At 63.9% G+C, this 14053-nt stretch carries 13 protein-coding genes; 7 read left to right on the forward strand and 6 right to left on the reverse strand.

What is annotated here, in order from left to right; genetic code table 11:
* Positions 1–219: 219 nt before the first annotated feature.
* The gene (locus RX331_RS14970) at positions 220–1200 is read left to right on the forward strand and encodes a transglycosylase SLT domain-containing protein (RefSeq protein WP_317257274.1); all 981 of its coding nucleotides are present in this window, start codon (positions 220–222) and stop codon (positions 1198–1200) included.
* Between the two features lie 204 nt (positions 1201–1404).
* A complete protein-coding gene (locus RX331_RS14975; protein ID WP_317257275.1) occupies positions 1405–2580 on the forward strand; it encodes a DUF2336 domain-containing protein in 1176 nt (391 codons plus the stop codon).
* A gap of 166 nt (positions 2581–2746) precedes the next feature.
* On the opposite strand, the gene RX331_RS14980 is transcribed toward RX331_RS14975, so the two are convergent.
* From RX331_RS14980 to RX331_RS15000, 5 genes are all read right to left on the reverse strand, one after another.
* Positions 2747–3340 (reverse strand): Hpt domain-containing protein, encoded by a 594-nt coding sequence (locus RX331_RS14980; protein ID WP_317257276.1) that lies wholly within the window; start codon positions 3338–3340, stop codon positions 2747–2749.
* 22 nt (positions 3341–3362) lie between these two features.
* Complete coding sequence (locus RX331_RS14985) at positions 3363–3908, reverse strand: response regulator (RefSeq protein ID WP_317257277.1); 546 nt, start codon at positions 3906–3908, stop codon at positions 3363–3365.
* A 226-nt stretch (positions 3909–4134) separates the two neighbouring features.
* A complete protein-coding gene (locus RX331_RS14990) occupies positions 4135–4914 on the reverse strand; it encodes an NAD kinase (protein ID WP_317257278.1) in 780 nt (259 codons plus the stop codon).
* A 124-nt stretch (positions 4915–5038) separates the two neighbouring features.
* Complete coding sequence (locus RX331_RS14995; RefSeq protein ID WP_317257279.1) at positions 5039–7168, reverse strand: adenylate/guanylate cyclase domain-containing protein; 2130 nt, start codon at positions 7166–7168, stop codon at positions 5039–5041.
* Between the two features lie 49 nt (positions 7169–7217).
* Positions 7218–7880 carry a hypothetical protein gene (locus RX331_RS15000; RefSeq protein ID WP_317257280.1) on the reverse strand — a complete coding sequence of 221 codons (663 nt, stop codon included), beginning with the start codon at positions 7878–7880 and terminating at the stop codon, positions 7218–7220.
* Positions 7881–8189: 309 nt separating this feature from the next.
* Here RX331_RS15000 and RX331_RS15005 point away from each other — a divergent pair, with 309 nt between their 5' ends.
* The gene (locus RX331_RS15005; protein WP_410708211.1) at positions 8190–9749 is read left to right on the forward strand and encodes a S10 family peptidase; all 1560 of its coding nucleotides are present in this window, start codon (positions 8190–8192) and stop codon (positions 9747–9749) included.
* Between the two features lie 151 nt (positions 9750–9900).
* Here the strand turns inward: RX331_RS15005 and RX331_RS15010 are convergent, their stop codons facing one another.
* On the reverse strand, positions 9901–10437 hold the full coding sequence (locus RX331_RS15010; RefSeq protein ID WP_317257281.1) for a tetratricopeptide repeat protein: 537 nt from the start codon (positions 10435–10437) through the stop codon (positions 9901–9903).
* A 314-nt stretch (positions 10438–10751) separates the two neighbouring features.
* Between RX331_RS15010 and RX331_RS15015 the strand changes: the two genes are divergently transcribed.
* The 4 genes from RX331_RS15015 to RX331_RS15030 all read left to right on the forward strand — a co-directional run bounded on the left by RX331_RS15015 (position 10752) and on the right by RX331_RS15030 (position 13952).
* On the forward strand, positions 10752–11039 hold the full coding sequence (locus tag RX331_RS15015) for a His-rich protein BRANT (RefSeq protein WP_317257282.1): 288 nt from the start codon (positions 10752–10754) through the stop codon (positions 11037–11039).
* Between the two features lie 230 nt (positions 11040–11269).
* A complete protein-coding gene (locus tag RX331_RS15020; RefSeq protein ID WP_410708282.1) occupies positions 11270–11665 on the forward strand; it encodes a hypothetical protein in 396 nt (131 codons plus the stop codon).
* 204 nt (positions 11666–11869) lie between these two features.
* On the forward strand, positions 11870–12919 hold the full coding sequence (locus tag RX331_RS15025) for an alpha/beta hydrolase (RefSeq protein WP_317257283.1): 1050 nt from the start codon (positions 11870–11872) through the stop codon (positions 12917–12919).
* A gap of 319 nt (positions 12920–13238) precedes the next feature.
* Complete coding sequence (locus RX331_RS15030) at positions 13239–13952, forward strand: porin family protein (protein WP_317257284.1); 714 nt, start codon at positions 13239–13241, stop codon at positions 13950–13952.
* Positions 13953–14053 lie beyond the last annotated feature (101 nt).

The raw sequence follows: 14053 nt of genomic DNA on the forward strand, positions 1-14053 counted from the left end.
AGCACGCAGTGATGCGCTGCTGATCCGGGGCCCGTTGCGCACCGTGGGTCCCGGCTCTGCGGTGTACCGTCGAAGTGACGCTGCACCGCGTCCGGGACACCGCCCCGCATTAACCCCCCATTAACCATACTTGCCGCAGTCTCAACCTCGAACGGGTGCTGAATTGCCAGCGCCGTGAAAGCCCGCGCGAGTTTCGCGAGGAACGGGGCGACCTGAGACATGGCGATCGACACGATAAGTGCCACGGCTGCGGCAGGTGTCGATCCCACGCGCGCCAAGATCGCCGGCTCGATCAGGCAGGCGGCATCCACCACCGGTGCCAGCTTCGAATATTTGCTCGCCACCGCGAAGATGGAATCCAATTTCAACCCGAATGCCGCCGCTACCACCTCGTCGGCGCGTGGGCTGTTTCAGTTCATCGACCAGACCTGGCTCGGCACGGTGAAGGAGGCAGGCGCCCATCTCGGCTACGGCAAATATTCCGACGCCATCACCAGGGATTCCGACGGCCGCTATTCGGTCAGCGATCCCGATATGAAGGCCGCGATCATGCGGCTGCGCGACGATCCCGATGCCGCCTCGCAGATGGCGGCGGTGCTCACCCAGTCCAACAGCTTCAAGCTGACCGGCAAGATCGGCCGCCGCCCGAGCGATGCCGAACTCTATATGGCGCATTTCATGGGCGTCGGCGGCGCCGGCAAGCTGATCCAGAACGCCGAGGATAATCCGAACGCCTCGGCCGCGCAGATGTTTCCGAACGCGGCGGCGGCCAACCAGTCGATCTTCTATGATCGCGCGGGACGCTCGCGCAGCGTCTCCGAGGTCTATTCGGTGCTCAGCACGCGCTATGCCGCGGCCGCCAACTCCCCGGTGACGCGAACCGCGATGGCGGCCGCCGGCGGCGATCTGCCCAGGCGCGTCACCGTCGCAAGCGCTACGCCTGCGGTGACCGCCATCGACAACGCCGCCTATCTCGCAAGCTTTCCGGATTCGCGGGCGGCAACGCCGGTCGCGGCAACGTCGCAAACTGCGTCGTCGGAGCCGATGTTCCGCTCGCTGTTCCAAGCCGGCGAACGCACCCAGCCGATCTCGCCGACGGTGCAGGAATTGTGGGGCAAGGTCGCATCCGCGACGCCGGACGTCCGCGCGCCCGGCCGGCTCGATCTCTTCAGCGACCGCTTCGGCACCTTCAGCAGCTGACCGAAAAAGGCGGCGAGAAAATGCGCTTGCCCACGCGTCGGCGGGCATGCGGTATGCCAAATATTAATGAGGCGTTGTCGCACCCTTAACAAAACGTCAATAGAACCAGCCGTTTATGGTGAACCCTTTATTAAGTGTCATGGTTTATTTTTTCTAATAGTGGCATCGCGTTCCGGTGTCGTCTGAGGTTGCGTAGCCAGGACCATGATCGTTCGGCAGTTCATCAGTTGGATTCGTACCGCTCCGGCAGGCGAGCGGGCAGAGGCGACGCGGGCACTGGCGCGCGCCTGGTTGATTTCAGATCTCAGCGAGGACGACCGCATCGCCGCCGAAGGCGCGCTGCTGATGCTGCTCGACGATCCATCGCCTTTGGTACGCCAGGCGATGTCGCAAGTATTCGCGCGCAGTTCCGAGGCGCCGGCCGCGATCGTGCAGGCGCTGGCGCTTGACCAGCCCGCGATCGCGCTGCCGGTGCTCGAACATTCGCCGCTTCTGATCGATGCCGACCTCGTCGACATCGTCGCCACCGGCAACAGCGACATGCAATGCGCAATCGCCCGCCGCATTAATTTGCCGCCGTCGGTTTCCGCCGCGATCGCCGAAGTCGGCTCGGCCGCCGCCGCGCTCGAGCTCATTGAAAACGCTTATGCCGAGCTGGCGCCGTTCTCCTGGGACCGCATCGTCGAACGTCATGGCCATCTCGCCGCGATCAGGGAATCGATGCTGCTGCTCGAAGGCCTGCCGGCCGCGACCCGCGCCGCGCTGGTCGCAAAGCTGTCCGACACGCTGGCGCAGTTCGTCGTCGCGCGCAACTGGCTGAGCGCAGACCGGGCAGGGCGGCTGGCAAACGAAGCGCGCGAGCGCTCGACCCTCAATATCGCGGCGCGCTCGCGCGGCGAGGAGATGGCCGGCCTCGTGCAGCACCTGCGCGCCACCAACCAATTGACCGCCGGCCTGATCCTGCGTGCGCTGCTGTCGAGCAATCTCGAACTGTTCGAGGCGGCGCTGGCGGAGCTGGCCGATCTGCCGATGGCCCGCGTCACGGCGCTGTTGCATGACCGCGGCGGCGCCAGCCTGCAGGCGCTGCTGATCCGCGCGGGCTTGCCAGAATCGACCTTCGCAGCGTTTCGTGTGGCGCTCGAGGCCAGCCGCGAAACCGGCTATGTCGATACCCTCGTCGGAGCCGCGCGCCTGCGCCGCCGCATGGTGGAGCGCGCGCTGACCCATTGCGAGACCGACGGCAAGTCCGCCGAGCCGCTATTGATCCTGCTGCGGCGCTTTGCGACCGAATCCGCACGCGAGGAAGCCCGCGCGTTCTGCGAGGAACTGGTCGCCGATGAGGCCTTTGTGCCGGCCCCGCGCGATCTGATCGCGGCGTAAGTCGACGCTGCCACGAATATCGATGTCGTCCCTTGCGTTCGCAGGGACCCATACGCCGCGGCTTATCCGCAGGGCGATGTGGCAGTTAGCTTTAAAAATAGTCAGCGCTGGCGGTTATGGGTCCCTGCGTTCGCAGGGACGACGCGCGGAGATAATCCCGTTTGGCTTACTCTGCCGGAACGATACTCGGCGCCAGGATCGCTTCGAGATGATCGGGGCGGTCGCGGTTGACCTTGAGCAAAAATTCATCGGCCACGCCGCGGAGCTGCCTGCTCAGCTTGCTCGCCATGACAGCCGTATCGAGTTTGGTGCGTTCGCGCACGATCGCCTGAACGGCATTGATGTGATGGGTGATCAGCTCCTCGGGGACCTGGTCGAGGTCGGGCGCATGCTCGATGATGCGGCAGAGGCTCTCGGCGGCGGCCGCCGCCGAAGGGAAGCCGAACGTGGCGGCATCGCCCTTGATGTCATGGGCGGCGCGAAACAGCTCTTCGCGGCTCTCGATGGTGAAGCCGTTGCGCAGAACGGTTGCATGGGCGGCCGAGAGGCGGTCGGCCTCGATCGTCATCCAGTTCTTGAATTCGCCTGACAGTTCGGCGAGCGCCTTTTCCGCGCGCCCGACCGGGTCGTCGAGATCGGACTCGGGCACGCGCAGCAGCACCTTGCGCAGCGGATTGGGCTGCGTGATCACATGGTGATCGGCGAACGACCTGATCTGCACCGTTCCTGCCTTCTGCGTTCCTGGCTTTTCCTTTGCCATGATGGTCTCTCCAGGCCAGAGCTCAGATGTTCGATCGTGCCTTATCGAGCAGCGAAGGCTGCTGCAGCACTTCCATTTCGCCACCGACCCGGCGTTCGGGGCCGATATAGGCATTGGCGGTGTTGCGCCGGCGGTCCGGGCCGAAATAGGTCTTGGTCTTGATGAAGGGGCGGGGATTGGCGACGACATTGAGGATGCGCTGGTAGAGCCCCTTGGCCGAGATCGGCTTGGCCAGGAACTCGGTGACCCCGGCGTCGCGCGCGACCGTCACGCGCCGCTTTTCCGAATGCCCAGTCAGCATGATGATCGGAGCATAGGGGTTACCCTTGCCTTCCGGCTGGCGGATCATCTGCGCGAGCTCGAGTCCGTCGAAGATCGGCATCGCCCAGTCGGTGATGACGATGTCGGGCACATAGTGGCTGTACATTTCCAACGCGGTCGCGCCGTCTTCCGCCTCATAGACCTCGCGCGCGCCGAACGAATGCAACAGCGTGCGCAGGATGCGACGCATATGCGGATTGTCGTCGCAAATCAGAAATCGCAGCTTGTTGAAGTCAATGCGATACATGGTCGGGTCCGGCCAGCAAACAGTATACTGGCGTTAACCATATCGCGGCCCCATTAAGGAATGGTTGCGGCACAGATTGATGGGCCGACAAAGCCGTTGGGTCGTCCCGGCCTTGAGCCGCGATCCATACGCCGCGGCCCGTGCAGTTTGGGGCATGAACCGACAACGTTTGCAACGACCAACGCCTGTGGGTACGGGTCCCGGCTCGAGGCTGGGACGACAGACGTCAGGAACCGAACTGCTCGCGCAGGATCCGCTCCTCGAGACTGTGACCGGGGTCGAACAGCATTCGCATCGAGATCGTCTTGTCGGACAGCACCTCGACGCGGCGGACGTCGCGCACGTCGTCATGGTCGGCGGCGGCCGCGACCGGACGTTTCGCACCCTCCAGCACCTCGATCACCACGAAGGCTGAATTGGGGAGCAGGGCGCCGCGCCAGCGCCGTGGACGGAACGCGCTGATCGGGGTCAGCGCCAGCAGCGCGGCGTTGATCGGCAGGATCGGTCCCTGTGCCGACAGATTATAGGCCGTCGAGCCGGCCGGCGTCGCCACCAGGATGCCGTCGGCGATCAGTTCGGCCATCCGCTCGTGCTCGTCGATCAGGATGCGCAAATGCGCGGCCTGGTTGGTCTGGCGGAACAGCGCGACCTCGTTGATGGCGTGATGCAGATGCACCACGCCATGGACGTCGGTGGCGCGCATCAAGAGCGGGTTGATCAGGGATTCCCGCGCCGCCGCCAGCCGCGTGTGCAGATCGTGGGTGGTGAATTCGTTCATCAGGAAGCCGACGGTGCCGCGATGCATGCCGTAGATCGGCTTTCCCGTGCGCATGTGGGCGTGCAGCGTCTGCAGCATCAACCCGTCGCCGCCCAGCGCCACCACCACATCGGCGGCGCCGGCATCATGATCGCCGTAGAGCTTGGTGAGCTGCGCCAGCGCGGCCTGCGCCTCGTCGCTTGGGCTCGCGACGAAGGCGATCCGTTCGTATCGCTTGGGGGTGGCCATCGGACGACGAGCTCGCGAATAGCGCCGGATTGCGCCGCGCTCGTCTATACACCTTGGGCAGGCTTGTCGAGATGGTTAGGCGGCTCTTTCGCGTCGGTAACCTAAACCGGCGGTCATCGGGGCGTCATTTTTCCTGCAAGGTCCGGATCGGGTCCCAACCCGCTTCGGGCGGATTTTGGGCCAATTCCCGCGCTCGCGCCGCAAACAGGGACGCGGGGCGGTCGATCTCGGCCGAACGGGCGAAACATTCCGCCGCGCCTTCAAATTCGCGGGCCCGCCAAAGCGCCAGCCCGTCGGCATAATTGTCGATCATTGTCTGCTGGGCGGTGGTCAGCTCCGCCGCCCGCGCCAGCAACTGGTAGATCTTCAGCGCACCGGTCCGCCCCTTGACCCTGATGGCGTCGAGTTCGCGCCAGGCGAAGTCTCCGCCCGCCAGCGCAACCGTCGTCTCGGAGGCGATGACGGTGGTGCCGTAGAACTTGTTGGCACCTTCCAGCCGCGAGGCGAGGTTCACCGCGTCGCTCATGACAGAGTAATTGAAACGCCGCCGCGATCCGAAATTGCCGACCAAGGCCTCGCCGGAATTGATGCCGATCCGCTGCGCAAGCTTGTATCCCTGGAAGAGGGGCGAATTCGTATTGAGTTCGGCGAGCTGCGTGCAGCAATCGAGCGCTGCGCGCGCCGCATTGGCGGCGTGGTCGGGATCGTCGGCCGGCGCGCCGAACACCGCGACGACGGAGTCGCCGATATATTTGTCGACATAGCCGCCATGGCGCTCGATCACGTCGGTCATCGCCGAAAGATATTCGTTCATCAGCTCCATCAGGCCGTCCGGCGACATCTTTTCCGCGATCAGCGAAAAGCCTTCGATGTCGGAGAAGAACACGGTGACGTTGCGGGTTTCGCCGCCGAGCTCTGGCAATTTGTTCGACGACAGCATGCGGTTGATGACATGCGGGGCGAGATAGAGCGCAAAACTCTTCTGCAAGAGGCGGCGGTCCTTGTCGGCGACGACAAAGCGGAAGCCGATGGTGGCGGCCAGCGCAAACAGGCTGGCCAGCAACGGCTCGGCGACCGGCAGTGCCAGCGACTGGTTGAAGGCGATCGTGGCGCCGGTAACGCTGATCGCGATCACCGCCGCCCAGGCCAGCGCCGCGCTGAGCGGCCGCAAGCGCCACGCGGCAATCGCCGCGAGCGCGGCAAACAAGGCGGAGATCAGGAAACGGCCCAGCGGGCCGGGCTCGACTACGGCGTTGCGCTGGATCAGGTTGTTGACCGCGGTTGCATGGATATAGACGCCCGCGATCGTGCTGATCCGGTAGCCCGCCGTGACCGGCGTGGTCTCCGCGGCGCAGCGCGGCGTGCGCGCGCCTTCGATGCCGGTCGCGAAACGTTTGGAGGTCTGCCTGCGGTCCTCGATATCGAGCACGCTGCCGAAGATGACGACCTTTCCGGCGAACCAGCGCTTGAAATAGTCCTTGTCGTTCTTGACGGCGCAGGCGCGCAAATCCGCAAAGGAGAAGGTCGGGATGTCGTCGGCGCCGCCCTCGAAATTCAGCGTCATTGTATCAGGCACGCGGCCGGGCACCTGGTAGCCCGCCAGCGTCATCCTGCCGCTCGCGTCGAATTCCGGCGCGGCGCCGAGCGCCCGTGATGCCAGCTCGACCGCCATCGACGGCATCTTGGTGCCGTTGACGGCAAAGCTCAGCGGCAGGCGGCGCACGATATCGTCATGATCGTTGAAAACGTTGAGCGGCCGAATATTCAGGTGCTGGCGCACCGCGACGCGCTGGCCTGGCGATGGCCTGACCGGCTGGTTGCCGCCGAGGATTTCGCCCAGCACCACCTTGCCATTCGTTGATGCGGCGGCCAGCGCCCTCAGGAAGTCACGATCGAAGCCGCGCACCTTGTCGCCGAGCATGCCTTCGCCGAACGGCAGTTGCGATTGCTCGATCGACGCCGGGATCACGACGTCGAAGCCGGCGACCTTGGCGCCGCCTTCGAGCGTTGCCGCCAGCACGCGGCCGATCTCGCCGGTCCAGGTCAGCATCGGCGAATCCTTAAAGGGCGGAGCGCGCAGGCTCTCCTCGTCGATCGCGACGACGACCGCAGGAGAGGCGGCCGGATCCTGCCGGCGGCCGAACATCTCCCAACGCAGCGCGGTGAGGATATCGAGCGAGAGCCCGCGGATCGGCCTGACCACGGGAGATACCGAAGCCGCCGCGCAGACCAGCGCGATTGCGGCAACGACCATCCTATTGCGCGTGCTGCGCCGTATTCTCAAGCGGGCAGGTCCGTCACGCCTATTCCATCCGCAGCAGCCGGCCGACGATCGGCGTCGCGCCGGGCTTGGCCTGTGCGTCTACCCGGAACACGATTTGCGATTGCTTGAAACTGGCGGCGTAGAGACCGCCGGGAACGAGCGCGACGTTCTCACTGGCGAAGTCGACAAATTTGCCCTTGAGTTGGGTGCCGCCGAGATTGATCTGCTGCTTCTCGCCGGGGACATCGAGGCGGCGCACGGTGAGCGTGCCGCGTCCCCTGGCTTCGATAAAGGGCGATGAACCGTAAAGCGTGAGCTGCGGCTCCGGCAGCGCCTTGGTGTCGACGCTGCGCAGCACGGTGGCCGCGGCCGCCCGGGTCTCGCGCGTCGCCACATTCATCTGGCTGGGATCGCAATCGGTCTTTTCGACCAGGACGCCGGCGTTCTCCACGGTGCTTTCGTCGGTGCCGACGGTCACGGTGCCGGCGCCGTTGATCGTTTCGCGCCGGCAGGATTTCAGATAGCTGAGAACGACGGAGCCGCCGTCGCCGATCTTGATGACCGCTTTCGGCGCCACATAGTCCATGAACTCCGCGCCGGTCACCTTGCCCTTGATGTCCTCGACGACCGCAACCGGCGACTGGGCGGCGGCGTTCGATGCCAGCACCACGAGGCCGAGACAAACAGCAATCGTACGTTTCATCGTATAAATCCCCATTGAAAAGCGCAGGTTCATTAGTCGCGCCAGCGCCGGAATGGTTTCATGGATGGATCGAAAATATTGGTCGTTATACTCGGCTGTTTCCCCGGCGGAACCGACCGATAGCACCTAACCGCCGAGGGGGACAACCACCGGGCGTAGCGGCCATTTTCCCAGGGGAAGCTGTCGGGATTGTGATTTTCCGGCAGGTTTCCGCGTGTTGTGCAGCACCGCCTGATTGTCGCACTGTTGCGGCAGAATCCGACGCACCGGTTCGCGGCGCCCAGGGAGCACGCGCGTGGAGCAAACGACATGAGTTTTCGACCAGGGGCGGCGCTGCGCCTTGCCGCCATGCTTTTGATCCTGTGCGGCAGCCTCGCGGCCCGCGCCGAAGACCCGGCGCCGCAGCCTTCGGCAACGGCCTCGCCATCTCCGCCCGGTCAAAAGGGCGGACCGGTACGCGGTGCCTCGGCAGCTCTGACACCCACGGCCGAGCAGCATCGCCTGCCGCCGGATTCCACCACCGAGCACGCGCTGGCGCTGCCCGGCCGCACGCTCAACTTCACCGCCACCGCGGGCTCGATCCGGCTGTTCGACGACAAGGGCGAGCCGCAGGCTGACATCGCCTATACGTCCTATCAGCTCGACGGCGGCGATCGCGAGCGCCGCCCGGTGACGTTCTTCTTCAATGGCGGCCCCGGCGCGTCCTCGGCCTGGCTGCAGTTCGGCGCTGCCGGGCCGTGGCGCGTGTCGATCACGGGCGAGGGCGCGGTGTCGTCGGCGACGCCCGATCTGTTGCCCAACGCGGAGACGTGGCTCGACTTCACCGATCTCGTCTTCATCGATCCCGTCGGCACCGGCTACAGCCGTTTTGTCGCGACCGGTGACGACGCGCGCAAGCGCTTCTATTCCGTCGATGGCGATGTCGCCGCGATCGCGCTGGTGATCCGGCGCTGGCTGGAGAAATACGACCGCCTGCTGTCGCCGAAATACGTCACGGGCGAAAGCTATGGCGGCATCCGCGGGCCGAAAGTGGTGCGCAACCTGCAGACACAGCAGGGCGTCGGCGTGCGCGGGCTGATCATGGTCTCGCCCTTGTTCGATTATCGCGATTTTTCCGGCTCGAGCATCCTGCAATACATGTACACGCTGCCGAGCATGGCGGCGGTGGCGCGCGAGGCCAAGGGGGAGGCCAAGGTGACGCGCGCCGATCTCACCGATATCGAGCGTTATGCGCAAGGCGAGTTTCTGACCGACCTCATTAAAGGGCAGGCTGACAGCACGGCGTCGACGCGGCTCGCCGACAAGGTGGCGGCATTGACCGGCATCGATCAGGCGGTGAGCCGGCGCCTTGCGGGACGCTTCGAAGTCGGCGAGTTTCGCCGCGAATTCGATCGTCGCAACGGTCGCGTCACAGGGCGCTACGACGGCTCGGTGTTAGGCTATGACCCTTATCCGGATTCGAACTCCGCGCATTTCGGCGATCCTTCCGGCGACAGCCTAATGGCGCCGCTGACCAGCGCGGCGGTCGACCTCACCACGCGCAAGCTGAACTGGCGGCCGGATGGCTCGTATCATCTGCTCAACGAAGCCGTGTACAAGGCCTGGGATTTCGGCCGCGGGCCTTCGGAGTCGATCTCGCAGCTTCGCCAGATTCTCGCGCTCGACCCGAACATGAAACTGCTGGTCGGCCACGGGCTGTTCGATCTCGCCACGCCGTATTTTGCCTCGAAGGTGATGCTCGACCAGTTGCCGGCCTTTGCAAGGTCGGACCGCGTCAAGCTCGTCGTCTATCCAGGCGGCCACATGTTCTATTCGCGCGACACCACGCGTCAGGCCTTCCGTGCGGAAGTCGAGAAGGCGATGAAGTGAGGCAAAGAAAACCGGCGCAGTTTCGAGGACTGCGCCGGTGATTGTTTTCCGTCATTGCGAGGAGCGGAAGCGACGAAGCAATCCATCCATCCGTTATGCCGCGCAATGGATTGCTTCGCTTCGCTCGCAATAACGCGGAGAGCGCGGTGCCTCAGTAAACCAGTCCCGTGCCCGGCGCCTTTTCCAGCGCAGCCGCCAGCGAGCGATATTCCTCGCTCGAGGTGCCCGCGAGCTGCGCGATCTTGTTCAGGTGATACTGCGCCTGATCGCGGTTGCCCTGTTCGACCTGCCAGAGGCCGTAATACTGCCAGGTCTTGACGTGGTTCGGATCGGCCTTGAGCGCGCGCTCGTACCAGACTTGCGAGACCTTGTAGTCGCCGAGCTGGCGATAGGAGTAGCCGATCAGGTTGGCGACGGCGGCGCTATCGTCACGGCCGAGCGCCTTGAGCTGCGCGATCGCCGCAGCATAGTCGTGGCGCTCGTAAATCGCGGCATAGGCGGCGCGATAGCCGTCGGCGAATGCGGTTTGCTCGCTGCCGGGGCGGGCTTCGCTGGACTTCTTTTTCTTCTTGTCGGGCGGCGGTGGATCGTTGTCGGGGGCGGCGTAGACGGCGGTCACGACAGGGGCTGCCGCAAGTGTGAGTGACAACATTGCGAGAGTCAGAAGTCTGATCGCGAGTTTGTTCATGCAAGTCTCCTGGATGGCGGTTCGGCGATCCTACACCGAAGCCCGTGGTTGAAACCCCTGGCGCCCGAGAACATTCCCAAAGACATTCGCAAGAGCATTCCCGCGCCCTTCATCTCGATTTCGCCAATTTTCATCGGCGTCCCGTGATCAAGCGGACATGATGAAGGTGTCATTCAGATGAACGAACGCTTCAGGAGGGGTTCAGTGCGGGGCCGCTAGCATCGCCTACATGATCGGCGAGCCCTGGCCATCAATCGGAAAATGCCCGCAGGTCCGATGGGGCGGGACACAGACACAGGAAGAGGAAGACAACCATGCTCAAGACCATTTCCGCAGCGCTCGTTGCCGTTTCGGTTCTCGCCGCACCCGCACTTGCAGGTACCGCGGGTAAGGCTGCGCAGGCCCCGGCGAACAAGACCACGCAAATTCCTGCGAACAAAGCCGCACAGGCTCCTGCCGTCACGACGGAGCAGGGCAAGGCCAAGGCGCTCAATGCCAATGCAAAGATAGATCGCCATCACAAGCAAATGAGCGCGCACAAGGTGAAAGGAAAATCACACGCTGCCGCCAAGCACATGAAGCCGGCCGCGAAGCGTAGCTGAATCTGATTCGCCGGCGCGCGTTTTCGCCCCCATTGCCCCGGCGCCGGCGAATATCAGGCCAGTCCATGCGCCATTGCTTCGCTAATGGCGGTGGGCTGGCGCTGCTCAATTTTTCGCGAGCAGTGCGATGAGATAACCGAGTTGCGAATTCCATTCCTGCGCCAAGCAGTCTAAGAGATGGCGGATTGAGGGGAAGACTTCGCTTGGGGCGTTCGATCAAAATTGCGGTGATGATGTTGCTGCCGGTCATGCTGTCGGCGTGCGCCGCCGTTGATGAAAGCAAGCCGATTACCTTTACCGAGGATCGCGGCGTTTCCAGCCAGCCGTTTCCGAAGAATTACCGCACCGAAGTGCAGTCATTCCTGCGGACCTATCTCAATAATCCCGTCGGCGTGCGCGACGCCGTCATGGCCGAGCCGGTCGAGCGCGTGATCGGCGGACGGCAGCGCTATGTCGCCTGCGTCAGGTTCTCGGCCCGTGAATCCGACGGGGGTTATCGCGAGCCGCGCGAACGCGCCATCATGTTTGTCGACGGCCGGCTCGACCGCATCGTCGAAAACGCCGCCGAGACTTGTGCGGGGCTGGCCTACGCGCCATTTCCGGAACTGGAGAAGATGACGCGCTAGCGTTCAGGCGCGCACACCCAGAAGACACCGAGAGCCTGTCAGCGGATTGCTCCCCGCAGATATCTTCAATCTTTGCCCGGCGCGCCCCACACGAGAGTGTGATGCATAAAGCGCAGGCGATTAGGTCGAACAGGTTGACCGGCAGGCAGTCGCCTAGTACATCGCATGCGACCTAATCGCATAAGAGTTAATACGGAGAGAGTCATGTCCCAACACGTCACCCCTGATCGCCGCCGTTTTCTCGGTGCAGCCGCCTTGGCGCTTGCGGCTGGGCCGTTCCTGGGGAGTGGCCGCCTGTTCGCGCAGTCTGGAGAGGCGAAGCCCGGCGGAGGCGGGGTGAAAGTGGGCACCCACACCTCATTTGACGCAGTGAAACAGATCGAGGCTGATGTCCTCAATGTTGGCTATGCCGAGGCCGGCCCCGCCGATGGCCCTGCGGTCATTCTTCTGCACGGCTGGCCCTATGACATCCATGCCTTCGTTGATGTGGTGCCGCTGCTGGCGTCCGCGGGCTTCCGGGTGATCGCGCCGCATCTGCGGGGCTATGGCACAACGCGCTTCCTTGCGGCGGATACGCCGCGCAACGGCCAGCAGGCTGCACTCGCCACCGACGTGATTGCCCTGATGGATGCGCTGAAGATCGACAAGGCGCTGGTGGCCGGTTTCGACTGGGGCGCCCGAACCGCCGACATCGTCGCGGCGATCTGGCCGGAGCGCGTCAAGGCGCTGGTTTCGGTCAGCGGCTATCTGATCGGCAGTCAGGAAGCCAACAGCAAGCCGCTGCCACCGTCGGCCGAGTTGCAATGGTGGTACCAGTATTATTTTGCCACCGAGCGGGGCCGGCTCGGCTACGAGAAGTACCGCCGCGAGTTCTCCAAGCTGATCTGGCAGCTTGCCTCGCCGAAATGGAAGTTCGACGACGCCACCTTCGAGCGCAGCGCAGCCTCCTTCGACAACCCTGACCATGTCGCCATCGTGATCCACAATTATCGCTGGCGGCTCGGTCTTGCGCCGGGCGAGGCGAAGTTTGACGAGCTGGAAAAGCGACTCGCCGAATTTCCGGTCATCACGGTCCCGACCATCACGCTGGAGGGCGACGCCAACGGCGCGCCGCATCCGGACCCCAAGGTCTATGCCAGGAAATTTTCCGGCAAATACGTCCACCGCCTCATCACCGGGGGCATCGGACATAACCTGCCGCAGGAAGCGCCGCAGGCGTTCGCCGACGCCATTATCGAAGTGGCGCGCGGCTGACGAAGCGCCGCCCGAGGCAGGCCGCTGTGCGGCCTGCCGGCCGTCCTTCCTCCGGCGTTCCGGGGGCGGAACCATGAACGAATTCAGATCACTTTTCGGCGAGCCTTGAACCTTGTCTTAGTGATTCCGGACACAAATACAGCGGAAAACCGCGCCCTTAACGGGGAAAAAAAGCCCCATATGCGAGGAACCAAAACGATCTGTTGCTGTGAGGTCACGCCGACGCGCCATCCGGTCGCGGGCGATTGCCGCAAAGCAACCTAAATGAGGTCACGTTGTTTGGATTGGTATCCGCAACGTCTGTAACGGGGATTAGTAGATGAAGAAGATTCTGCTCGGCACTGCCGCGCTGGTCGCCCTGGCGGCGCCGGCTTTTGCGGCCGATATGCCGCCGCGGCCTTACACCAAGGCGCCTGCCTATACGGCGCCTCAGGTGGTCTACAACTGGACCGGTTTTTATGTCGGCGGCCATGTCGGCGGCGCGTTTGCAGGTAGCAACTCCCTGCAAGGCAGCGACGCCCGCTTCCTGGGTGGCGTCCAGGGCGGCTTCGACTATCAGTTCGCACCGAACTGGGTGGTGGGTGCTGAAGCCCAGTATAGCTGGCTGTCGGGCGGCAATAATAATGGCACGCTGTTTCCGGGCGGCACGCTCGTGACCTCGAACACCGACCAACTCGGTTCGGTAACGGGCCGTCTCGGCTACACTTGGGGACCGGCGCTGCTCTACGCCAAGGGCGGTTACGCCTGGCGCGACGGCAACAATCTCGGCGTGACGGTGGCCGGGGTGCCGCAGGGCTTCACGACCAACGGCAACCACAAGGACGGTTACACCGTGGGTGGCGGTCTCGAATACATGTTCGCCCCGAACTGGTCGGCCAAGGCCGAGTACCAGTATTACAATTTCGGCGATACGACCTTTACCTCCGGTCCGGCCGACATCGCCGGCCGCAGCTTCCGCAACGACGAGCACACCGCCAAGGTCGGCGTGAACTACCGGTTCGGCTGGGGTGGTCCGGCCGTCGGCAAATATTGATACGCTGCGTATCGACGTGAGAAAGGCCGGCAATATGCCGGCCTTTTTTATTGGAAGGTTTGTTGGGCCGTCCGAGCCTGGGAGTTTTTTTGGCGAGTGCG

Source organism: Bradyrhizobium sp. BWA-3-5 (genome assembly GCF_032917985.1).
Classification (GTDB): Bacteria; Pseudomonadota; Alphaproteobacteria; order Rhizobiales; family Xanthobacteraceae; genus Bradyrhizobium.

Bases quoted from the DNA above. Each gene is read 5' to 3' on its own strand.
- RX331_RS15005 (WP_410708211.1), top strand. From the start codon at position 8,190: ATGAGTTTTCGACCAGGGGCGGCGCTGCGCCTTGCCGCCATGCTTTTG.
- RX331_RS14975 (WP_317257275.1), top strand. From the start codon at position 1,405: ATGATCGTTCGGCAGTTCATCAGTTGGATTCGTACCGCTCCGGCAGGC.
- RX331_RS14990 (WP_317257278.1), bottom strand. From the start codon at position 4,914: ATGGCCACCCCCAAGCGATACGAACGGATCGCCTTCGTCGCGAGCCCA.
- RX331_RS14995 (WP_317257279.1), bottom strand. From the start codon at position 7,168: ATGGTCGTTGCCGCAATCGCGCTGGTCTGCGCGGCGGCTTCGGTATCT.
- RX331_RS15020 (WP_410708282.1), top strand. From the start codon at position 11,270: ATGATGTTGCTGCCGGTCATGCTGTCGGCGTGCGCCGCCGTTGATGAA.
- RX331_RS14985 (WP_317257277.1), bottom strand. From the start codon at position 3,908: ATGTATCGCATTGACTTCAACAAGCTGCGATTTCTGATTTGCGACGAC.
- RX331_RS14970 (WP_317257274.1), top strand. From the start codon at position 220: ATGGCGATCGACACGATAAGTGCCACGGCTGCGGCAGGTGTCGATCCC.
- RX331_RS15000 (WP_317257280.1), bottom strand. From the start codon at position 7,880: ATGAAACGTACGATTGCTGTTTGTCTCGGCCTCGTGGTGCTGGCATCG.
- RX331_RS15025 (WP_317257283.1), top strand. From the start codon at position 11,870: ATGTCCCAACACGTCACCCCTGATCGCCGCCGTTTTCTCGGTGCAGCC.
- RX331_RS14980 (WP_317257276.1), bottom strand. From the start codon at position 3,340: ATGGCAAAGGAAAAGCCAGGAACGCAGAAGGCAGGAACGGTGCAGATC.
- RX331_RS15030 (WP_317257284.1), top strand. From the start codon at position 13,239: ATGAAGAAGATTCTGCTCGGCACTGCCGCGCTGGTCGCCCTGGCGGCG.
- RX331_RS15010 (WP_317257281.1), bottom strand. From the start codon at position 10,437: ATGAACAAACTCGCGATCAGACTTCTGACTCTCGCAATGTTGTCACTC.
- RX331_RS15015 (WP_317257282.1), top strand. From the start codon at position 10,752: ATGCTCAAGACCATTTCCGCAGCGCTCGTTGCCGTTTCGGTTCTCGCC.